Source organism: Shewanella submarina (genome assembly GCF_042646185.1).
Classification (GTDB): domain Bacteria; phylum Pseudomonadota; class Gammaproteobacteria; order Enterobacterales; family Shewanellaceae; genus Shewanella; species Shewanella corallii.
The window spans coordinates 510105-532620 of sequence record NZ_JBHRTD010000006.1 but is presented as its reverse complement, the minus strand read 5'-3'; the positions used below and the strand labels follow the sequence as shown (position 1 = coordinate 532620).

At 51.3% G+C, this 22516-nt stretch carries 13 protein-coding genes; 6 read left to right on the top strand and 7 right to left on the bottom strand.

Annotation, left to right across the window (positions count from 1 at the left end):
* The first annotated feature begins 469 nt into the window (after positions 1-469).
* From ACFOE0_RS05320 to ACFOE0_RS05310, 3 genes are read left to right on the top strand one after another with little or no spacing between them, the layout of a single operon-like run.
* Positions 470-2038 carry a hydantoinase/oxoprolinase family protein gene (locus ACFOE0_RS05320; protein ID WP_248935134.1) on the top strand — a complete coding sequence of 523 codons (1569 nt, stop codon included), beginning with the start codon at positions 470-472 and terminating at the stop codon, positions 2036-2038.
* The gene (locus tag ACFOE0_RS05315; protein ID WP_248935135.1) at positions 2035-3132 is read left to right on the top strand and encodes a DUF917 domain-containing protein; all 1098 of its coding nucleotides are present in this window, start codon (positions 2035-2037) and stop codon (positions 3130-3132) included. The genes ACFOE0_RS05320 and ACFOE0_RS05315 overlap by 4 nt, the downstream gene beginning before the upstream one ends.
* An 8-nt stretch (positions 3133-3140) precedes the next feature.
* Positions 3141-5216 (top strand): TonB-dependent receptor, encoded by a 2076-nt coding sequence (locus ACFOE0_RS05310; RefSeq protein ID WP_248935136.1) that lies wholly within the window; start codon positions 3141-3143, stop codon positions 5214-5216.
* An 82-nt stretch (positions 5217-5298) separates the two neighbouring features.
* Here ACFOE0_RS05310 and ACFOE0_RS05305 read toward each other — a convergent pair whose 3' ends face one another.
* The 4 genes from ACFOE0_RS05305 to ACFOE0_RS05290 all read right to left on the bottom strand — a co-directional run bounded on the left by ACFOE0_RS05305 (position 5299) and on the right by ACFOE0_RS05290 (position 12769).
* Positions 5299-7719 (bottom strand): LuxR C-terminal-related transcriptional regulator, encoded by a 2421-nt coding sequence (locus ACFOE0_RS05305; RefSeq protein WP_283106370.1) that lies wholly within the window; start codon positions 7717-7719, stop codon positions 5299-5301.
* Positions 7720-7867: 148 nt separating this feature from the next.
* Positions 7868-9010 (bottom strand): glycoside hydrolase family 16 protein, encoded by a 1143-nt coding sequence (locus tag ACFOE0_RS05300; RefSeq protein WP_248935137.1) that lies wholly within the window; start codon positions 9008-9010, stop codon positions 7868-7870.
* Positions 8937-11507 carry a glycoside hydrolase family 3 protein gene (locus tag ACFOE0_RS05295; protein WP_283106371.1) on the bottom strand — a complete coding sequence of 857 codons (2571 nt, stop codon included), beginning with the start codon at positions 11505-11507 and terminating at the stop codon, positions 8937-8939. The genes ACFOE0_RS05300 and ACFOE0_RS05295 overlap by 74 nt, the downstream gene beginning before the upstream one ends.
* Before the next feature lie 8 nt (positions 11508-11515).
* Positions 11516-12769, bottom strand: coding sequence for a sugar MFS transporter (locus ACFOE0_RS05290; protein WP_248935138.1), 1254 nt, complete (start codon positions 12767-12769; stop codon positions 11516-11518).
* A gap of 196 nt (positions 12770-12965) precedes the next feature.
* Between ACFOE0_RS05290 and ACFOE0_RS05285 the strand changes: the two genes are divergently transcribed.
* From ACFOE0_RS05285 to ACFOE0_RS05275, 3 genes are read left to right on the top strand one after another with little or no spacing between them, the layout of a single operon-like run.
* Positions 12966-14327, top strand: a complete 1362-nt coding sequence (locus tag ACFOE0_RS05285) for a GH1 family beta-glucosidase (protein ID WP_248935139.1) — start codon at positions 12966-12968, stop codon at positions 14325-14327.
* A gap of 2 nt (positions 14328-14329) precedes the next feature.
* Complete coding sequence (locus ACFOE0_RS05280; RefSeq protein ID WP_248935140.1) at positions 14330-15679, top strand: glycoside-pentoside-hexuronide (GPH):cation symporter; 1350 nt, start codon at positions 14330-14332, stop codon at positions 15677-15679.
* A gap of 2 nt (positions 15680-15681) precedes the next feature.
* Complete coding sequence (locus tag ACFOE0_RS05275) at positions 15682-16680, top strand: LacI family DNA-binding transcriptional regulator (RefSeq protein ID WP_248935141.1); 999 nt, start codon at positions 15682-15684, stop codon at positions 16678-16680.
* 19 nt (positions 16681-16699) lie between these two features.
* Here the strand turns inward: ACFOE0_RS05275 and ACFOE0_RS05270 are convergent, their stop codons facing one another.
* The 3 genes from ACFOE0_RS05270 to ACFOE0_RS05260 all read right to left on the bottom strand — a co-directional run bounded on the left by ACFOE0_RS05270 (position 16700) and on the right by ACFOE0_RS05260 (position 22464).
* Positions 16700-18019 (bottom strand): OmpP1/FadL family transporter, encoded by a 1320-nt coding sequence (locus ACFOE0_RS05270; RefSeq protein ID WP_248935142.1) that lies wholly within the window; start codon positions 18017-18019, stop codon positions 16700-16702.
* Positions 18020-18386: 367 nt separating this feature from the next.
* The gene (locus ACFOE0_RS05265; protein ID WP_248935143.1) at positions 18387-18992 is read right to left on the bottom strand and encodes a hypothetical protein; all 606 of its coding nucleotides are present in this window, start codon (positions 18990-18992) and stop codon (positions 18387-18389) included.
* A gap of 481 nt (positions 18993-19473) precedes the next feature.
* On the bottom strand, positions 19474-22464 hold the full coding sequence (locus ACFOE0_RS05260) for a TonB-dependent receptor (protein WP_248935144.1): 2991 nt from the start codon (positions 22462-22464) through the stop codon (positions 19474-19476).
* Positions 22465-22516 lie beyond the last annotated feature (52 nt).

Below are 22516 nucleotides of genomic sequence, written 5' to 3'. Positions count from 1 at the left end.
AACCGGCCCAAAAATAAGCAAACCACAACAATACCTAGCCCTCGCTGAATTTATGTCAATTTCACCATGGCATTTTCGATGAAGTCATAAAAACATCGTGGGTTCTACCAGTTAAAACCGGAAGATCTTCAGTATTGATGAAGATTTAGCCGACCAGCATAACTCACTGCCGGGCAAGGATTAACCCAAGTTTGCACACTTTCCCATCAAGCTCTTAATTTTCAGATAATTCAGAACATTGCCAATTACGAAACCAAGCCATCAGGCGTGATTTCAAGCTCTGTAAACTCCGGCATTCGCCCCAGTACCTACTCCGTCCCCTCCCCTTTCCTCAACAAAATGACCCACTCTTTTTAACCAAAAAACCACTCTTTTTTAGTGAAAACCGATTCACATATGCCGCTAGGTTAGAACCCATACCAGAAATATCCGGGCAGCTTTGAACCCGTGATTAGCGACAGGAGGAAGTATGACAAACCAGGGGATCCGGCTGGGTGTCGATGTAGGAGGCACCAATACGGACGCGGTACTGATCCAGGGCCAGCAGGTGCTGGCCACCACCAAACAGGCCACCAGCAGGAATATTCATCAGGGTATTCAAAATGCGGTTACCCGTGTCCTGTTTGACTCCGGGCTTAAAGCCTCAGATATCAACTACTGCATGATAGGCACAACTCAGTTTACCAACGCCTTTGTCAGGGGACAGGAGCTCAATGATGTCGCCATTGTCAGGCTGGGGACTCCTGCCGCCAAAGCCCTGCCACCACTGACAGGTTGGCCCGATGTCATGAGAAACAGCTTTAATCAGCATGTGTTTATGTTGCCTGGAGGGCATCATTTCGACGGCCAGGTTAATAGCGACTTTGACGAGGCCTCTCTGGAAGAGGTGATCGAGGCCATCAAAACCCATCAACTGCAAGCCGTTGCCATCAGCTCAGTCTTCTCTCCCATCAATAATGAGTTTGAACTCAGAGCAAAAAAGCGACTCAAGCAGCAGTTCCCCGAGTTGGCGGTTAGTCTGTCTCACGAGATAGGTAAGGTCGGCATTATTGAGCGGGAAAACTCCACCATAATGAACGCCTGTCTCGCCAACCTGGCGACCCGGGTGATAGATGCCTTTGAATCCTCTCTGGCGGTACTTGGGATCAACGCACCTTTATACATCACCCAGAATGACGGCACCCTGCTGAGCGCGGCTCAGGTCAGACGCTTCCCTGTGCTTACCTTTGCATCCGGCCCCACCAACTCCATGCGGGGAGCCGCCTTCCTCAGCGGCTACGAGCATGCGGTCGTCGCCGATATAGGCGGAACCACCACAGATGTTGGCATGTTGCAGCAGGGCTTTCCCAGAGAGTCCAGTTTGCCCGTGGATATAGGCGGAGTACGTACCAACTTCCGTATGCCGGACATCATAGCTGTCGGCCTCGGAGGTGGCAGTATTTGCAGCTTGCCCGACGGCAAAGTGGGTCCCGACTCAGTGGGATACCGATTACTGCAGGATGCCAAATCCTTTGGTGGAGCTCAGCTTACCGCCACTGATTGGGCGCTGAGCAGCCGCTTATGCGACATCCCGGGTGCTCAACCCGCTCTCACCGGGTTATCTGGCACAGAAATCCAGTTACTGGGTAAAACCATCCAACAACTTATCGCCCGTGGGATAGATGAAATCAAAACCAGCCGCGCACCTTTGCCTCTGATCCTGGTCGGCGGCGGCCACTTTTTAGTGCAGCAAACACCTGATGGGATCAGCGAAGTTATCCGCCCTCCCCATGCCGAAGTAGCCAATGCCATTGGTGCCAGCATAGGTCAGGTCAGTGGCGAGCTCGACCGAATATTCCACTACGAAACCCAGAGCAGAGAATCCGCCCTGGAGCAAGCCAAACAGGGCGCTATCGATGCAGCAGTTGCTGCCGGAGCCCTGCCACACACAGTCTCTGTTCTTGATATTCAGGAGATCCCCCTGAGCTATGTCGAAGGTCAGGCTACCCGTATTCGTATTCGTGCCACCGGCCAATTGTTTGAGGGAGATTTGCAATGATAAATACCAAACAGGATCTACAGGACTACGCCCGTGGCGCGGCGTTATTGGGCGCTGGCGGCGGTGGCGATCCCTACATCGGCAGGCTGCTGGCCGAGCAGGCAATAGACGCATATGGCGCACCGACAGTCATTCAGGCCGAGGCTCTGGATGACGACGCCTGCATCATCTCAGTGGCCATGATTGGCGCACCAACAGTGCTGATGGAGAAAGCCTGCTCAGGTGACGATTTGGATCATCTGCTGGAGGCCATGGCCAGGCACCTTGGCAAAAAAGTAGATGCCCTGATGCCTATTGAGATTGGGGGCGTGAACTCATGTCTGCCATTGGTTGCCGCAGCCCGCACAGGCCTGCCTTTGGTGGATTGCGACGGTATGGGCCGGGCGTTTCCCTGTCTGGAGATGGTCACCTTTAATGTCTATGGCTGTGATGTATTCCCCACAGTCATGGTGGATGAACATGGCAATGAGATAGTGATTCGAGCCACCGATGCCCCCAAAACTGAAAAGTTTGCCCGCTCTGTCATAGGTGAAATGGGTCTGAGCGCCATGATCTCCTGTTATCCACTCAGTGGCAAACAACTTAAACGCTGGGCAGTCACGGGCACTATGACGCTGGCACTGGAACTGGGCCGGGCTATACGCCTTGGCAGACAGAGTGATAACCCGGTGCAAAGCCTGCTGGATGCGCTGAACAGTACCCACTACTACTCCCCCGCGCGACTGCTGCAAGAGGGCAAGGTGGTCGATGTCGAGAGGGTCACCCGGGATGGCTTCTCCTTCGGCACCTGCCGGGTTGAATCTCAAACCGGCTACAGCGCCATAGATCTCAGTTTCCAAAACGAATTTCTCAGCGCCACCAATGACGGGGGATATGTCGCCACAGTGCCTGACATCATCGCCGTGGTGGACAAGGACACCGCCGAGCCCATCACGGCGGAAACCCTCAGATATGGCCAGAGAGTCAGTGTTATCGCCACCAATATTCCGCCTTTGATGCGCACACCTGAAGCTCTCGCCGTTTTTGGCCCCCGCTGTTTTGGGCTGAATACCGGGTATCAACCCCATGAACGCACCACAGACCAACTAGAATGAGAGATACTATGAAAAACCAACACTATCCCATACTGCTGGCGCTCGGCGCTGTGACTCCTGTCGGGCAGACTTTGGCTGCCGAAGATGGCGCCGATACTCAGGGCATTGAAGTTATTGAAGTCACAGCTCGTAAGCGGGTTGAAACCCTGCAGGATGTGCCGGACGCAGTCACAGCTTTCAGTGAAGCTGATATCGAGTCTGCCCGCATTGAAAATGTCAGTGACTTCGTCAACCTGACGCCTAATATCATGTTTCGTAAGACTTTCCGAGCTGGCGCATCCTATATCACCATGCGAGGAATTACCGGGACCCAACAAGGCTTGCCTCCCGTCACCTACGTGGTAGACGGCGTACAGGTGGGAGCAGCAGACTTTATCAATCAGGATATGGGGGAGATACAACGCATTGAAGTTCTGCGCGGTCCTCAGGGAGCGCTTTATGGAGCTGGTGCTATGGCCGGTGCCATCAATGTCATCACCAAACAACCGACACAAGACTTGTCTGGCAAGTTTAAGGTTCAGTATGCAGAAGGTAACGATATCAGTGCCAATGGTTACCTAAGCGGAGGCGTCAGCGAAGATGTTTATGGTCTGATCTCCGTGGGTATTCGAGACTCAGACGGTCTGATCAACTCGGCCGACGGCCGTGATATGGACTTTAATGACACCCGCAGGGTAAAAACCCGCTGGCAATATCTCGGAGAAAATCTGGAGGCTGACCTGCGCCTTGGCTATGCCAAATATGAGCAAGGGGCAGTCATGCAGGATCTGGTGCCAATCGGTTCAGATATTAATTCATTCTCCACATCCCCCAAAAGGAGCTTTATTGGTAAAGAAAATCAAGAGTTCAAAGATGCGTCATTAAAACTTGATTATAGCTTTGATGATTTTACCCTCACCTGGATAAGCGCCTATCAAGATGCCGAACAGGACCTGATTGGTGATTTGGACTGGAGTGAAGCCAATATTTTCCTTCAGGATTTAGCAGATAATTTTGATGTCACCAGCCATGAGCTTCGCGTCACCTCAAATAGCGATAGTGCGCTTCGTTGGCTGGGCGGAATGTATTATCAAAAAAGGGATAGTTTCAATAAATTAAGCATCCGTCTTGAGCCTACTCCCGGTGAAATAGGTGCCTCAATTTTTCAACAAACGGATACCAAACAAGATACCATCAAAGCGGCTTTTGCCCAGCTAAACTATGACATCACGGACAATGTTGAGCTTACATTGGCGGCCCGTTACGACAAAGTTGATTTCAGTACATATCGCCCCCTGACCGAAGCCGTACCTTATCTGGATACCAAGGGTAATCCTATATCCCAGCTAAGCAGTTCGGACAGTGAGTTCCAACCCAAAGCGTCAATCTCCTGGGATATCACTGATGATACTATGCTCTATGCCACCTATGCTGCGGGCTTCCGTCCCGGTTTTTATAACACGGGTAGCGTTACCAAAGCAGAAACCACAAACAACTATGAAATCGGCGGCAAGTCGATGTGGTGGGAGAATCGCTTGCAGCTCAATGGTGCTATTTTCTATATCGATTACTCTGAACAGCAGTTCTCGACGATTGTACCTGAAGCGCCGTTTCGAGCAGTTGAGAACATTGATGCCACAAAAATCAAAGGACTCGAGTTGGAAGGTAAGTTACTACTGACCGAAGACTTATTGTCTACTCTGTCCTATGGATACACGGACTCAGAAATCTCGGGCGGAATCTACGAAGGATTTTCAGCACCAGTAACGCCAAAAAATACATTCAACCTGGGCCTACAGTATACCCGTGATATCAGTGACTGGGTTTGGAGCAGCCGAATAGATTATCGATATCAGGGCGATTTTTTCCTGGATAGAAGAGAGGAGTTAAATGCCAATAGCGTTCAATACCTGAATATAAACACCAGTCTTGAATGGCAGGAGTGGCGCTTCAGTGTCTTTGCAGAAAACTTGCTGGACGAATATACCATTACCAACGCCACATTCATTCCGGCTGATCAACCGTTACTGGGAGTTGTTAGCGGCACAATCACGGCCTTCACTCCGGGTCGTCAGATTGGTGCATCGGTGGAATACAAGTTCTGAATTAAAACGGTCGCAAGATCGTCACACTAAATATCGATACGCAAAGGCAGCACAGGGATGTGATGCCGCTCTTGACTGATAACTATTGAAAATTGGGTACACCTGCACTTAACACAGCAACAGCCTGACGCCGCCCCTTGACCCCTAATTTACGAAAGATATTCTTCAGGTGGAACTTGACCGTCTGCTCTGAAATATCCAACTCCAGCGCAATTTGTTTGTTCCTGTGTCCCCGCCTCACCAACTCTATAACCGAAACCTCCCGACCGCTGAGCAAACTGGTATCAGCTCCAGCAGCAGGTTGTTGTAACAGCCGGGTACGGTTATGCCGGTTAAGGCAATCACTGAGCTCTTCGGCAGATAATCTGTGTTTAACCAACCACACCACGCCTACCCATCCCTGCTCATCCAGCTGTTGCCAGAGCCTAGCCAGTAGGGTTCTGTCGTGACTTCTCAGGGCAGTAAGCCACTGGCAGTAGGTATATAAGTAAAGATGAGCGCCAGCCTGAGCCCGGTCAGCTATCGTTTGACACAGTGAATCGCTGGCCTGTCCTGTCAGGTCGCACCATTCAAGATGTAACTGTTGCAGTCGCCATGGCATGGAGAGCGGATCCTCAGCGACAGGCTTGATATAAGGTTGGAAACTGGATTCCCTTTCCGGCCAGCGGAGCAGTGCCAGTCGGGCCAGATAACTGAGCAAGGTTTCCAGATAAGCCAATCTGCGTTTTTGACTGTCCTGACTGGCTTTCGCCAACCACACCAGCAGCTCCTGAGGACCATCATGATGCATGGCACTACGTGCTGCCAGGGTATAAATGCTGGCATAAAGATCGAACCAGGCCTCACTGCGATTGAGCTTATGGACCAACTGACCTATGGCATTGATGGTGGGCATAAGTCCCTGACAAAATGCCAGTTCCCGCTTTACGCCCTGCAATGCAACCCTGATACTCAGATCCTGACTGAAGTAGGTCTGTACCTGACCTGCAACCCGGGTCAGCAAAGCGCTGGCCAGCTCTCCCTGCATATTCAACAGCGCCAGATGAGCCTGATGAATATCCAGATAAGTCTCGCCGTACTCGGCTTCAAGCTCACGGTTATAGGCCAGTCTGGCACTGTCCAGGCATTTCGATGCAGTCTGCAGTTCTCCCTGCTGCAATGCCACCAGTGCCAGAATATTGTTGGCCAATGCGGTTGCGTAGGGCTCTGAGCCCTGATCCAGGCTGGCACACCTGAGGGAGTCCAGCTCCTGCCGCTCCAGAATCCGACCTTCATAAAGGCGGATCAGCGCATCAGCAAGATTCCATTCAAAGGCATCCTGATCGCGCCAGTATCTGTTCACCATACGCCTGGCCTGATCGACCCGGCCACGCTTGAAGTTAACAATCACATACAGCCAGGCCACCTCAGGAAAGGCTTTGATATCCCTGTCATCAAACAGCGCCAGGATCTGCTCAAGATTACCCAGACCATGACGTATCCACTCAAGCAAGCCACCATGTTGACTCAGTAAGCGGGCAGCACTCGAACGTTCGCCACAACTGAGCATCAGTGAAATTCCCGCGGCGATATCACCGGCTTCAGCCCGGCGCTGGGCCAACTGCAAATGCACCTGCCGATACTGGCTCTCCAGATAGCGAAAACCAAGACGGGACAAGGTCATCCTCACTAGCGGCAACAGGGAAAACTGGCCTTCGAGCTCAAGAAAAAGGCCTGGCAAATACCTGTGCATCAGCTCGTCCAATGCCAGCAGCTCAAAGCTGTCGAACCAGCTCCTTTCACTGGCCGGAAACAGAGTCAGCATCAGCAGACGTTGCCAATCACGGCTAGTCAGGTGCTCAGACAAACCCGACCAGAGCCGACTTTGCAATCTGATGTCATCGGCCAGCTTGCCGGTCAGCTCTGTACTCTTGGTATCAACAAGCAGGCTACTTACCCAATCGGCAGATTGCCGCAGGCTCAGTCCGACAGCCAAAGGCCACCCCAGAGTTTCCCGGAACAGACGTGAGGCAAGCTCCGGAGTTCCCCTCGTCCACAAGGTTTCTATATCACTGAAGTTCAGCCTGAGCTGAGCCGGACCGATCATCTCGCCCAATGGTGATGAACCTGAAGTCAGCTGCTCTTCTGCGACAGAATCACGGCTGGCGATCACAGTTTGTACCGGGGCTGACTCCAGCAGTGTCAGCACCTGCCTGCGCCAGTCGCTCTGTGCCGACTGCCAGTTATCCAGATAGACACAGGGGCGTGCTGCAGTAAGTTGCGAGGGGGCGAGAGCGGCCAAAAATGCGGTAAGACTATCTATCCCCTCATTGGCGTTAAGCCAAAGCGACGGCAGCGACGGGAATTCAAATTCACGCCACTCCCTGTGCTGGCGCATAAGGGTGGTCTTGCCGAACCCTACCGGTGCGAGTATTAGAAGCGGCCCCATTCCGAGACGGGACTCTATCAATCCGGAACGACAGATCTCCAGATCACGGCTGTGACTGTCAGCTCCAATCGCCATTCATTGCCCCCATTTGCTATTGCGTTGCCCATCAACAAAAGCTAAGACATTTGTGACAAATATTAAAGGGATGCAGGTAAGCTTTCCGTTTAAAACCAAAGCCGCCTGGGCAGGCGGCTTTGGTTGGAGGTTTATGCCATCTATCTGTTCAGGGATTGGCGAGACGGTCGCCGGACAGGTCTCCTGCCGGAGGGGTTTTCCCCTCAACCAGTTCAGCACCATCATCGGCTCGTCCGCAGCCAAACACAGGGTCCTTTTTGTGACCACAGCGATACACGCGAACATAATCCACGCTCAAGGTTTGTGGAAATGCCTTCTCATCAATGCCCTTATCATTAACATTGGCTGACCAGGCACCGCCAACGGCCAGATTAAGAATCATATGAAATCTGGCATTAAACGGCGCATCCGCAGGCTGACTGACCCAGTTACCGCTGACATCCCGGAACTGTGAATACCAGCCTTCGGCTCTTTGGGTCGCATAGTGCTGCCCATCCACATACCAGCGGATCTCACCGGGTTCCCACTCTATGGCATAGACATGAAAGTCATCGGTGGGAGAGAGGTTGTCCGGCAGTCGATAGCCTGTGCCTGTATAGACATTTTGTGGCCACTCACGACCATAGTGCAAAGTGCCATGAACCCGGGTTTCCACTTCATCAGCGGCAGCCCCCTTACGATCGCTTGGGCTTCCCAGATTCACCGCTTCCATAATGTCTATCTCTCCGGAAGCTGGCCAGAGTCCATACTTGTTGTCGGTAGGCAGCATCCAGATAGCGGGCCAGGTTCCCTGTCCCTGAGGCAATTTGGCGCGGATCTCAAAGCGACCGTAAGTCCAGTCACCTTTGTTTTTGCTTCTAAGCCGCGCTGAGGTGAAGGGCTTGGTGCCGGATTTATCCTGTCTGTCATAACCCTGCTGATCATCCTGCACCGCCGGGCCATTGAAGTTCTCTTTACGGGCAACAATATTCAACACGCCATCTTTGACATAGGCGTTGTCGCTGCGGTCGGTATAACACTGCTGCTCATTATTACCGCCACCCCAACAGTTCACCTCAAAGCTCCACTTGCCGGTATCCAGGGTGTCAAACTCATCTTGCCAAACCAGTTGCCAGCCGGGCTCTTCGTCACCATCAGGCTCGCTCCCGGCACCACTGCACCCTACCAACAGCGAAGGAGTGGCAAACAATAAAGGTATGTGAATAAAGGCTTTTTTATCAATCATTATCAGTGCCACACTGTACTTGAGTTTGAGCAGCATCAGGCTGCCATCGAATATTGGAAACCTCAAGTTCCCAATCCCCCATGGAACTCAACTCCAGGGGGACAAAGATACTGTCCAGCTCTGCACTGGTCAGGTTAAAGCAGGTTAAATCAACACTCAGCTCCTGCCACTCATCACCGGGCAATGTCGCGGCATCCAGTTGGAATGAGCGGCGGCAACCATCACCACAGCCGATGGTCAGCGTCAGGGGCTGACTTCTGTCACCCCGGCTGCGTACCTCCATTACCAAACCTGAGGATACTTCGCCAAAGGCACGCAAGTCCTGGGGGAAATCCGCCTGGAAACGCACCACACCCGTTCCCTGTTTATTGAAGCTGATGCGTCTGGCGTCCTGCTGAATACGCTTGTCGATATCCCGAATGGTCACATTCGAGGTGACCTGAGTATTACTGCGCACCTGCTCCATCTGCTGGCCGTCACCTACCCATACTTTCCAGGGCGCTTTCACCACGCCATCAAGCAAAGACAGCAACTCAGGACCGGCGACACTGTCGTCAAATGCTTCGTCAAAGCCGCTCAACTCAACATCATCTTTCACCGACAAACCGTATCCACGTTTGAACAACAAGGCACCACTGGACTCCTCAGCCTGCGCATCTCCATTGGGGCTATTGGGCCATGAAAAGCTCAGGCGGCCGCGAAAGTCATATCTGACACCTTCATTGCCATCCCGGAATAACAGGTCAGCCACACCACCCGCTTCAGTGCCCGGCAACCAGGCCACCACAAAGGCATCAGACGCGTTGAGCTCAGGGTTCACCCACAGAGGTCTGCCGGTAACAAAGACAGACACAACCGGGATACCCTGTGCTTTGAAGGATTCCAGCAGAGCCAGGTCGCGCTTTGCACCGCGTTGATACTCAAGGTTGGCCAGATCGCCATTACCTTCAGCATAGGGCTCTTCTCCGAAAACCACGATGGCGACATCCGGCTTTTCTCCGCTCCAACTGCCATCTTCAGACAGCACAGCCTTGCCACCGGCTGAAGCGAGATGCTGAGCAATGCCATCATAAATCGAGGTTGCTCCCGGAAAGTCTGAATTCAGATTATCTGTACCCTGCCAGGTGATGCTCCATCCACCGGCCTGTTTACCAATATTGTCGGCGCCATCTCCCGCCACCAACACATTAAGCCTGGGAGACAAGGGCAAGAGTTGCCCATTGTTTTTCAACATCACCAGTGATTCACGCACCGCCTTGCGTGCCAATGCTCTGTGCTGCTGCGAGCCTATCAGTGACTCATCACCGGCAAGGGCCCGTTTGGCAGGAGACGGCTTATCAAACAGCCCGGCACGGAACTTAATCCTGAGCACCCGGCGCACCGCATCATCAATTCTTTCCTGGGCAATTGTGCCCTCCTGAACCTGAGCTATGGTGTTGTGGTACAAAGGCTTCCAGGCATCTGTCGGCACCATAAATATATCCAGTCCGGCGTTAATGGCCTCGGGACAGGAGTCGATAGTGCAGCCAGGCAATTGACCATGACCATTCCAGTCTCCCACCAGCACGCCGTCAAACCCCATACGCTCCTTCAGAACCTGAGTCAGCAGATAGTGGTTACCGTGATTCTTCTCACCCCACCAGCTGTTAAATGACACCATGATGGTCTGAACACCAGCCTCTATGGCTGACACATATCCCTGCCCATGGATCTCAATAAGCTCAGATTCGGAGACCCGGGTATCCCCCTGATCATCGCCCTGTAAGGTGCCGCCATCACCAATAAAGTGCTTCGCGGTTGAAAGAGTATGAGACTCAGTGAGCCACTCACCAGTGTGAACACCCTGCATGCCTCTGACAAAAGCGGCAGAGTACTCTTTAATCAGCTCAGGATATTCCCCGTAACCTTCGTAGCTTCGTCCCCACCTGTCATCGCGAACCACGGCAACTGTTGGGGCAAACACCCAATCAATACCTGTGGCAGCCACCTCTTTGGCTGTCGCTGCCGCTATCTCTTCAATCAATGCAGGATTGTGTGCCGCCCCCAGGCCTATGTTGTGAGGAAACAGGGTCGCGCCAATCACATTGTTATGGCCATGAACCGCATCTGTGCCCCACATAGGAGGAATGGCAATACCATCTTCAGATGCATCCAGGCCTGCCTGATAAAGGGTTTCAGCCAGCTCAACCCAGTCCTGGATACGGGCATGTTTATCATTGTTCGGGTAGGCACCACCGCCATTGAGAAAAGAGCCAAACCCATAGCGGCGCATATCCTCAACGGTAAAGTCGCGGATCTCAGGTTGAATCATCTGGGCAACTTTTTGCTCCAGTGTCATTTGCCCAAGTAATTCATCAACCCGTGCTTCCAGCTTTTCATCCCTCACAAAGGGAGATACGGCTTCAGGCCACAGGTTAATATCCCGCTGGGTCGGTGCTTTTGCCGATGGCGCCTGGGCACTATCCGCCTTTACCTGAGCTCCGGGTTCGGGCTGACAGGCTGTCAGGGTAAGGACCAAAGAAAGAGGAAATGCCACCAGACTATCCTTGATACGAAATTCCATTGCGCCCCCTATGGCCTGTTATCAGGCCGTAAGTGGCAGCCTTTGATTCCGAAGTAAATAATGAAGATGTAGCAAACAATCGGCAGAATAAATCCGGCCTGAATGCCTGAGGAATCAGCGATAAGCCCCTGTAGCAATGGCACTATCGCGCCTCCGACAATCGCCAGACACAAAATGCCGGAGCCATGACTGGTGCTGGCGCCAAGATCTTTAATGCTGAGACTGAAAATAGTGGGGAACATAATGGAGTTGAACAGGCCTACGGCCACCAGACTCCAGGCCGCCAGATTGCCATCTGTCATCATGGCGACTGTCACCAGAATGGCTGCCATAATGGCATGGGTAGCGAGCACCTTACCCGCTTCAATACGGCTCATGACCCAGGCACCGATAAAGCGCCCTGTCATGGCGCCGCCAAAATACCAGGATACATACTTGGACGCTTCAGCTTCAGTCAGCCCGCCAATATGGGACTCCATCATAAAGCTCACCAAAAAGCTGCCGATGCCGACTTCAGCGCCAACATAAGCGAAGATACCCACGGCTCCCAGTTTCAGGTGCGGAAAACGCAGTACATCAGTAATTTTTCCGCCACTCACCTCATACTTAATCCTGGGCAGAGTCAGGTTGAAAAACACCAGAGCCAACAAAATCAGCAAGCCCATCAGTGCCAGATAAGGCAGTTGCACCTCTTCGCCGCCGGGCTGGGGAGCCGAGGCAGAGTGCATGGCGTCGGAGAATATTAACCAGCCGCCAATCAATGGTGCGACAGTGGTTCCCAGGGAGTTGAACGCCTGGGTTAAAGTCAGTCGCGATGACGCCGTCTCAGGCTTGCCAATCACGCTGACATAAGGGTTGGCGGCCACCTGCAATATGGTAATGCCGGAAGCCAGAATAAAAAAAGCGAGCAAAAATAACCAATAGGAAGCCAAGCTCGCTGAAGGGTAGAAAAGCCCAGACCCCAGGGCAGCTACCAAAAGTCCTGTCACGATACCTTTCTGATATCCAATTCTGGACACCAGATATCCTGCAGGGAGGGAAACAACAAAATATGCACCGAAGAAACAAAACTGCACCAGCATCGCCTGAGTAAAACTCAGCTCAAACATACTCTTGAGGTACGGGATCAGAATGTCGTTCATGGAGGTGATAAAGCCCCACATAAAGAACAGTGATGTCAGTGCCACCAGCGCAAAACTATTACGCTCGTTCCCCTGAACAGCCTGCGGCTCCGTATGACTCATATTTGGTGTTGCCGGCATTTAGGTCTCCCCGGTTTTCAGAACAAATATTGACCTTTGCAAAATCTCACACTAGATTGGTGTAAGCGCTTTCATTTTTAACGCAGCATTAACCAATGTCAACGAATTTAATAACAAAACTGTCCGACTTACAGGGAAGTGTTGTTGTCTTGGGCCATAAAAACAGAACCAATAGAGATTAAGCTTAGTGAAAACAATGAACGACTTGCAGATACCAGCAGACTCAGAAATTCGAAACAGGGAGTTCGTATTCGGCGTCGCAACCGCAGCTTTTCAAATCGAGGGGGATGCCGCGAGCCGCTTGCCCTGTATCTGGGATACCTTTTGTGCCACGCCGGGAAAGATTCGCGATCACTCCAATGGTGAGCACGCCTGTGACCATGTTGCCCGCTGGCAGGATGATGTGGAGTTAATCGCGTCGCTGGGAGTAAATGCCTACCGTTTCTCCATCTCATGGGGCCGTATTATGACCCGTGAAGGCGAAATTAACCCGCCAGGACTGGCGTTTTACAAGAACCTGATAAATGCGCTGACGCTGCGAGGCATCAAGGTATTTGTCACCCTTTATCACTGGGATCTGCCGCAGTATCTGGAAGATCAAGGGGGTTGGCTTAACCGGGATACCGCCTATCACTTCCGCGATTATGCCGATGCAGTCAGTAAAGCCCTGGGGAATTCGGTTTACGCCTATACCACGTTAAATGAACCTTTCTGCAGCTCGTTTTTGGGCTATGAAACCGGCGTACATGCGCCCGGTATAACGGGACAGGCAAATGGCAGATTGGCAGCCCATCACCTGATGCTGGCTCACGGTCTGGCAATGCCGGTGCTCAGACGGAACGCGCCGCTCAGCAAGCATGGCATAGTGGTCAATATTGCGCCCTGCGACCCTTTCAGCGCCAATGAAGAGGATGTCCGTTCCGCGAGACTGGCCGATGAGTACTTTAACGCCTGGTATCTGGACCCTCTGCTTAAAGGACGCTATCCAGACTCCTTCAAACTTCTGCCAGATGATACCAAACCTCATATTGAAGAGGGGGATCTGGAGATTATCAGCGCTGAGCTGGACTATCTGGGTATCAATTACTACACCCGTAATGTCATGCGTTGTAATGGCAATGGTTGGTTTGAAGAGGTCTTGCCCAATTCGGTTCCGGTGACAGCCATGGGCTGGGAAGTGACTCCGGCCACCATGACCAGAATGCTGATTGGTCTTGACCAAAGCTATCAACTGCCACCTGTGTATATCACGGAAAACGGTGCCGCCTTCGACGATCGAGTCGAAGGTAATCAGGTCAGAGATGAACACAGGCTGGACTACTATCGTCAGCACCTGTGGGCAGTCGACAAAGCGATAAAAGCCGGTGTTAACGTTAAGGGGTACTTTGCCTGGAGCCTGATGGACAACTTTGAATGGGCCGAAGGGTACGAGAAGCGATTTGGAATTTGCTACGTGGACTATGCCACTCAGGAGCGTATCCCCAAGGCTAGTGCCTTGGCTATTAAGCACTTCCTCGCAGAGAAAGCTGAAAACATCCAACAACAACAAAGGGGCTGAATATGGTCACAGCAGGGGAAAAGATTGCCTACGGGCTGGGAGATACTGCCAGCAATATTATTTTTCAGACGGTTATGTTGTTTCTAACCTACTTTTATACAGATATTTTTGGGATTTCACCCGCCTATGTAGGCACCATGTTCCTTGCTGTACGCCTGATTGACGCCTTTACCGATCCCCTCATGGGGTGGCTGTCTGATCACACCCGCACCCGCTGGGGTCGGTTCCGCCCATACCTGCTTTGGTTCGCCCTGCCCTTTGGCATTATCAGTGTAATGACCTTTACCACGCCCGATCTGTCAGAAACCGGCAAGTTGATCTATGCATTTGTCACCTATACCGCCCTGATGATGGTCTATACCGCCATCAATATTCCCTACTGTGCCCTGGGAGGCGTATTGACGACAGATCCGGACGAGCGAGTATCAATCCAGTCCTATCGCTTTGTGTTTGCCATGATTGGCGGCCTGCTGGTCAGCGGCCTGACACTGCCTCTGGTCGATTATCTGGGGGGAGACGACAAAGCCCTGGGCTATCAACAAACCATTATGGTGATGAGTATCCTGGGCACCATACTGTTTTTAATCTGCTTTGCCGGTACCAGGGAGAGAGATAACCCTGTCACCGCGGAAAAGCTCAACTTTAAAGCCGATATAAAAGCTCTGGTTAAGAATGACCAGTGGCGCATTCTGTGTGCTGCGGCGACCTTCCTGCTTACCGGCCTGGTGCTGCGCACCACCATAGCGATCTATTATGTTAAGTATTATCTCGGGGAGCCTGACCTTACTACCTGGTTCATTACCATTGGCATGATAGGCAACATTATTGGATGTGCCATTGCCAATCCACTGTCCAAACGCATCTGTAAAGTGAAAGCCTACATTGGCCTGCAGTGGATCAGTGCCGGGATCTGCTCACTCTCCTTCTTTATCGGTCCGGATCAGCTGACGCTGGCTTTTGCTGCCTACTTCCTTTGGAACTTCTTTACCAATATGGGTTCACCCCTGCTTTGGGCCAAAATGGCAGATACTGTCGACTATGGCGAATGGAAAACCGGTGTCCGTATTACCGGCATGCTGTACTCATCCATTATCTTTTTTATCAAGCTTGGATTGGCGCTCGGAGGTGCAATTGCAGGTTGGTTGCTGGCGGGCTACGGCTATGTTGCTGACACAGAGCAAACTCCGATGGCACTTCAGGGGATTTTGATGTCTTTTACCGTTTACCCGGCGATAGGGGCGATAATTGTTGCCTTTGTAATGGGGAAATATACACTGAATCGCCAGAAAGTCAGTGAAGTCACTCAGGCGTTGAACGCTGATACTAATCAAGAATTAAAGGGAACCTGTTAAATATGGCGACAATTTACGATGTTTCTATACTGGCCGGGGTATCGCTGGCGACCGTATCCAGGGTCGTCAACAACAATGCCAAAGTCAGTGATAAAACACGTAAGAAAGTGCACGATGCCATGGAGCAGTTGGGCTATCGTCCCAACAATATTGCTCAGTCATTGGCATCCAATCGCTCTAACAGTATCGGCGTGCTGGTGTCTCAGTTGGATGGTCCCTATTACGGCCCCATGATGCGTCAAATTGAAGCCGTACTGCGTGGCGCCAACAAGCACGCTATTTTTGCCGCCGGCCACAGCGATGCCGAACAGGAGCAGGAAGCGATGGACTTTTTGCTCAATCGGGGTTGTGATGCACTTATTGTCGATGTGGAAGCCCTCAGCGATGAGTACCTGGTAAAACTCAGCCAGAGCAAAACACCTGTAGTATTGATAAACCGTCATATCGAAGCCCTGAGCGACAGATGTGTTCATCTGGACAATGTACAGGGAGGCTATCTGGCTACCCGCTATGTGCTTGAACAGGGCCATACCCAACTGGCATTTATCGCAGGTCCCCATGAAAAGCTGGATGCCAGAGACAGGTTGACCGGATACCGTAAAGCCCTCGATGAGTTTGGTATCAAGTTTGACGCCAAACTGTGCTGCGAGGGTGACTATCATGAGGAGGGAGGCTATCAGGCGATGCAACACCTGCTGGACGCCGGTCGCCCCTTCACCTGTGTGGTGTGTGCCAACGACCAAATGGCCTCAGGCGCAATAGCCGCCTGTATGGAGCGTGGTCTTAAGGTTCCAGGAGATATCTCCTTTGTGGGCTTTGATAATATCCCTTTCCCCCGTTATATCTCACCAAAGCTGACCACCATAAGTAACCCCATCGAAGCGATGGGACTGGCAGCAGCATCCTGGATACTCAGGCAAACCTATGGCGAAACCCCGCCATCAGCCACGCCTGTATTCCAACCTGAATTGATAGAGCGGGAGTCGGTCAGGAAACTCTGACCCATCTGCTGGCGATAGCCTACCAGCTGTAGCTGAGCTCCAGTTCCCACTGGCTCATTTGCAGCTGTATTTGCTGGTTTGAACTCGCCACTGTGGGGTTTATGCCCCTGACTGTAGTTTCCGGAGAATACATCAGCGCAAGAGTGAGCTCGCTGTCATCGAGGGATTTACTCATTCCCAGTGTAAAGTGCTGCTCCATCACTCCGGGAGCCAGGATATTAAACATCACTTCCGACTCAGGAATGGGCTGCTCGCCATAACTGTACCCTGCCCGCCACAGATATCCCGGCATCGATGACACTGCCCACTGGTAGCCAAGCTTATACACTGTCATATCTTCCCAGCCAAAGCCCGGACCATTATCAGCACCAAGGCAGCGGCCAGCATCACCGGCACCGAAAGGTGGCTGCATACAAAGCCCAAGCGCAGGCATCACAGGGTTAGCAACCGCCGCCACATCACTGTAGAAAATCTGTTGTACATCGAACACCAGTACATCACTGCTGCTCAGCTGATAAGCCAACCCCAGCGTCCAACTGGCGGGGATATCAAAGTCCCCGCCTTCGGCAAACAAGCCTGAATAATCTTCAAACTCAGTCATCTTCATCTCAGACTGATATGAAGCTGCCAGGGTGAGATTATCAAGCAGCTCTCCCTGCCACCCCAGTTTAAAACCAAGACCTGTGCTGGTATCGGTGCCATTGTCTGAAAGCTTTGTAGCGTCCACAGACAAGCCATTGGCGCCAAAGCTGGCCAATCCGGTAGCCTTAAACCTCTGATAAGCGAAAACGGCACTGATACCAAAAGAGGAAGTGCCAGAGAGCTTTCTGGCATAGCTGCCATTAATAAAAAGCTGCTCCAGATTGACTCCCGCGGGCCCGGCGTAAAACGTCCCCATACCTCCCGAGGCAGAGCCCGGATAGTCGGTATTCATGCCGCCATTGCCATACACTGCTATCCCCAGACTGGCGTCCTTATCCAGCATCCAGTTACCGGCAAAGTGAGGGATAACAAAGTACTCACTGTCACTGTCTACTTTGCCTTCAGCCAGAGGAAACTCAGGTGGCATCACAGGCATAGCGGTCAGCCCGCCCACCTCATAACTACGCATAGGACTGAACACTGCCAAGCCCAGATCCAACCGCTCACCCACAAACACCAACCCCGCCGGATTGGTCGCCGCAATCATGGCATCCTGAGGCAACGCCGCTCCTGCCCCAGCCAATCCCTTGTTTTTGGTGCCATAGCCATGACCAAAGTAGCCGTTGGTGGCTAAAGCAGGAGTTACCATGACCATACTGGCAAGCAGCATAGATGCGCGGATAGTTTTGATGTTCATCAATCAACTCATGGGGTTATTTGTATGGATATACAAATAGTGTAGACGGTGTGTGGCGTCATGGATGACGTGGAGATCCTGCTAGGATGTGGTTGAGTCCAGCAACCGAGTAGGTTAAGTATGCGAGGCTTTGCTTGTCCGAAGAATATTTAGTATCTGCGAGATTTACCGCTGGCGAAGATTAGCCAAGCCTAGCTTGGCCGACCGTCGTGGAGCTTCGCCCCATACCCGAGCAAAAAGTGGCATTGTTCGCCTCTATGCAAAAGCTATTGATAGCGGTTCATACCATTATGTAATAACGATACCTTGTAGTGAGAAAGCCATAAAAATCGCTTAATAAATATTGGCGGGATAGCACAACCCCTTGTTATATCCCACCTTTCAAACTTTCTGGCAAATAGTCCACAAAATCCTCAACCCCTTGTAGTGTAATTATTTGTTCAGGGTATTTCTTTAAGGTTATAGCTAGACATTTTCGACTCAAAAAAGCTTTGCTTACCCCCCTTATAAAATGAGGTGTATTTTTAGCGAACAAACCATCTTCCAGCCTCACTGCGGAAACTTCACACCAAGAGATAAAAAGATTTTTATGACCAAATTTAAAAGGCAATAATACTCTTAAGTAAAAGCCTTTTTCGTCAGCAGCTACTCTTAGTATTCCATTGTGCCTTACCTCACCGATATAACCGTTACCAGTGTGAAATTTCAAAGGCCTTTTGCTACCGTTATCAGTGTATTTTAAAGCTAGAGTTTGCCAACCACTAGTTCTAGCCATGTAAAAAGAGCCGCCAAACCACATGAAAACAAAAAACACAAAAAACCAATGTGATGTTAAGAATGACTGAAAATAATTAATGTAGTTCTTGGCTTCTATAGGAAGCTCTCCGCCACGAAGCGAATACATTAAAAGAGCGATAAAGGATAGAAATGAAATACTCCATACCACCCCTAAAACTTTAAATATAATCTTCATAAGCTCCTTGCAGCATATAGCCTTTGCATAACGAAACACCTGCTGAACCGTTCTTGTGCAACAGTAGTATCCATTCATTTCATTCACGAAATCAGCCTTATAAATAGCTTAGCTGATAGATAGTTTCACGATTAAATCAAAATGTCTTGTCACCTTGTTCAACCATTCGCGTTTATTAGATATAACGTTACCAGTGGCAGGCTAAAAAATCGACACTTTCTAAATTATTCAACAGATAACCGTACAGATACTAAGATGCACAACAGGAGGCCCCTAGTTATCTCTGGTTTAATGGAATAACCGGACATTCAAAGTGACTTTTGGGCAACACTGAGCAGGAAGGGTTTACAGGGAAGTATTGCCCACGACGTTCGCCAAGCGCAACATGGCAGCCCCCACTGTACTGTGGCATAGCCACAAAAAAGCTCAGACCTCTATGGTCTGAGCTATTTAACTCAAGCGTCGATATACACCGACAAGATTAGAACCTCAAACGGCCACCAAACATATAACGTGATCCGTACTGGCGGGCGAACAGGAACTGCTCTTCAAAGCGTCCATAACCCTGCTCTGTTTCGTTGGTAATGTTGATACCTTCAAGGAACAGAGTCACATGTTCGTTCACGTCATAGTTGATGCTGGCATCCAGCTGACCAAAGTCCTTGGCGAACTGTGGAGGCGCATCTGCCGAGCCCTGAGACTGACCTACACCAATCAGGTAGTCATCACGCCATGCGTAGGTTGCCTTAACTGACAGGCCATCCATCTCGTAGAATACCTGGAAGTTGGCTGAATCACCCAAGCCCGCCAGCGGTGCCTGTTGAGCCAGACTGTATGGGTCAAACTCAACGTCGCCACTCACAAAGGTACCGTTGACGCCAACACCAAAGCCGGTCTCACCAAACACGTGCTGAACCGCAACCTCGATACCATGGACTGACTTCTTGTCGCTGTTAACCGGAGAGGTAACATCCCAGACAATCAGAGGGTCAGTGCTCAGCGGTGCAATCTGGCCATCGGCATTACCATAACCATTGGCTATCATCTGGTCGAAGATAGTGTTTTCGGTCACTTCAGTACCTGCCGCTTCCAATTGGCTGATAGCCTCAAGGTAACGTGGGCTGTTATACACATCGTGCAAGCCATCAATGGTGACCTGATTAATGCTGTTGGACACAAAGTTATCTACGTCTTTGTTGAAGAAACCAATAGAGGCGTAGCTGGCTTCGTCATAGTAGTACTCAAGTGACACATCCAGGTTAATGGACTCCAGTGGCAACAGGCCTGGGTTACCCAGGAAACCGGTACGGGAACCGATCTTCGGGCTGCCACTCAGGCTTCGACCGGCAACCATATCGCCAAGCAATGGACGGGCAATGGTCTTACTGGCAGAGAAACGAACAATCACGTCCTCATACACTTCAGCATTGATATCCAGCATAGGCAGCCACACATCATACTCACCGGTTTGAGTCAGGAAGGAGTCACCATCAGAGTACTGGGTAATCCACTCGGTTGGACTTGCCCAAACCACCTGACGCTCAATTCGCTGCTTTACGGTACTGGTCACGTCAGTGCTTTCATATCTCAGTCCAAGGTTCACATTAACCGGGATATCGCCGATATCGAACGCCCACTGACTGCTCAGGAACAACGCATAGGTTTCCTCTTCAATGAAGTTAGAACTGTCTACACCATCAAAATAAGGGTCGATGGAGTAATAGTTTTCACCGGCAACCTCTGGCGTGATAAAGGCCAGCTGACGGGCAATAACTTCATCAAAGTCAAATGTGTAGTAGTAAGGCGGCAGGAGATCCGCGCCACCACCAGCCAACTCATCCAACAGGCCTGACGTGCTTTGCAGGTGGAACATGGAGTCAGGGAAGATCTCTGTATAAGACGGATTGAAGCCCGGCCCACCGCGCAGGCCACTCCAGGCCGTTGTGCCTGTCATGGTTTGCTTGGTATAAGCCGCACCAAATTCCACCTTGGCCAGGCTGTCCAGTGAGTTAAAGCTTGGGTACCATTGCGCATCCAACTGACCCTGCTGAATCTCTGTTTTACCAGGCGAGTGAATAAACTGGCTGAAGTTGGAGTCAATTTCACCGGGGTTAAGCTGAGTCGTGCCATTGTTCCAGTTGATAGTGGCATGAGGCACCTCACCGCCGCGGTAATCATAGACTTTGGACTGCAGCTGATCTGAACCCAGAATTACCTGAGCAGCGCTGCCCAGCCCTTTGTCGGCGCCGTTATCAATCTCGTTGGATGAGTCATGGTAATCCAGAGTAAATACCCAGTCCTCACTGGCATCCCACTCAACATTGAAGCCAACAGACTCAGCATTCACTTCAGTGGTACTGCGGTTAGCTGTGAATGAACCGTCACCACCCCGGATATCTGTATATACTGCGGTACCATTCTCATCGAACTCATAACCAATCATGGGTGAGCCTTCAGTGGATGAGTTCCAGATACCCCAGCCAAAGCCGTTTACACCTGTCAGCGCTCTGGTGTACACATAATCAGCGGTGAAGGTCAGGCCATCAATGGGTTCATACTGCAAGGTTGCCATGGCGTTGGTACGCTCACGCTGAACATCATTGATGCTGTAGTTCATGTCCCTTGGCACAAAGAATGGCGATACCATATTGCCTTCCGCATCCCGGAACAGAGGAATTAAGTTGCCATCGCCATCTCTGGCCCGGCCATCTATTCCTTTGTCGCCGATATCCGGCAAGCGGCTGTTATCCGTCTGGGCAATCCAGCCCTGAGAGTTCGCCGTTTGCTGCTGGAAGTCTCGCTCCTGGTGAGACGCGGTGACCAAAAAACCAAACCTGTCATCCAGGAATGTATTGCCGTAAATCGCAGACACTTCCGGAGTTACATCATCCCCTTCCACATTGGATTCATCATAAATCCCCTTGGCAGAAAGAGTGAAAGACTGACCGGGGGAATCCAGCGGCTGACGGGTAATGATATTAATGGTCGCGCCCAGGCCACCGGTAGGCAGGTCGGCACGGCCCGTCTTAATCACTTCCAACGTCTTTACCGATTCAGACGACAGGTTTTCCAATGCATAGGAACGGGTATAACCGGTACCCGGCATTGAACGACCATTCAGAGTGATCAGGTTGAACTGCGGACCAAAGCCCCGGACAGTGATCTCGCTACCTTCACCATTGGAGCGACTCACGGTCACACCGGTGATACGCTGCAGAGATTCAGCCAGGTTGGTGTCCGGGAATTTACCCAGTTCTTCAGCGGAGATAGCATCTACCACACCGGCAGAGCCACGTTTAAGGTCCATAGAGCGGAACAAACTGCCCTTGATACCACGAACCTCAATCACTTCAACATTCTGCTCATCAGCGCTTTGCTCCTCTTCGGCTATCGCCAGAGGAAGGGTACCGACTCCCATCAGCAGTGCCAGGGAGGCTGACAAACGATTCATCTTAAACTGTTGCTTTAACATATCTGCCTCTTGTTATTCGGTTTGCAGAAAGTGTGCTCCGGAAGGGGGCTTT

What these genes read in the sequence shown, in the direction of transcription:
- ACFOE0_RS05320 (WP_248935134.1), top strand. Translation starts at nt 470, where the DNA reads ATGACAAACCAGGGGATCCGGCTGGGTGTCGATGTAGGAGGCACCAAT.
- ACFOE0_RS05315 (WP_248935135.1), top strand. Translation starts at nt 2,035, where the DNA reads ATGATAAATACCAAACAGGATCTACAGGACTACGCCCGTGGCGCGGCG.
- ACFOE0_RS05310 (WP_248935136.1), top strand. Translation starts at nt 3,141, where the DNA reads ATGAAAAACCAACACTATCCCATACTGCTGGCGCTCGGCGCTGTGACT.
- ACFOE0_RS05305 (WP_283106370.1), bottom strand. Translation starts at nt 7,719, where the DNA reads ATGGCGATTGGAGCTGACAGTCACAGCCGTGATCTGGAGATCTGTCGT.
- ACFOE0_RS05295 (WP_283106371.1), bottom strand. Translation starts at nt 11,507, where the DNA reads ATGGAATTTCGTATCAAGGATAGTCTGGTGGCATTTCCTCTTTCTTTG.
- ACFOE0_RS05290 (WP_248935138.1), bottom strand. Translation starts at nt 12,769, where the DNA reads ATGCCGGCAACACCAAATATGAGTCATACGGAGCCGCAGGCTGTTCAG.
- ACFOE0_RS05285 (WP_248935139.1), top strand. Translation starts at nt 12,966, where the DNA reads ATGAACGACTTGCAGATACCAGCAGACTCAGAAATTCGAAACAGGGAG.
- ACFOE0_RS05280 (WP_248935140.1), top strand. Translation starts at nt 14,330, where the DNA reads ATGGTCACAGCAGGGGAAAAGATTGCCTACGGGCTGGGAGATACTGCC.
- ACFOE0_RS05275 (WP_248935141.1), top strand. Translation starts at nt 15,682, where the DNA reads ATGGCGACAATTTACGATGTTTCTATACTGGCCGGGGTATCGCTGGCG.
- ACFOE0_RS05270 (WP_248935142.1), bottom strand. Translation starts at nt 18,019, where the DNA reads ATGAACATCAAAACTATCCGCGCATCTATGCTGCTTGCCAGTATGGTC.
- ACFOE0_RS05265 (WP_248935143.1), bottom strand. Translation starts at nt 18,992, where the DNA reads ATGAAGATTATATTTAAAGTTTTAGGGGTGGTATGGAGTATTTCATTT.
- ACFOE0_RS05260 (WP_248935144.1), bottom strand. Translation starts at nt 22,464, where the DNA reads ATGTTAAAGCAACAGTTTAAGATGAATCGTTTGTCAGCCTCCCTGGCA.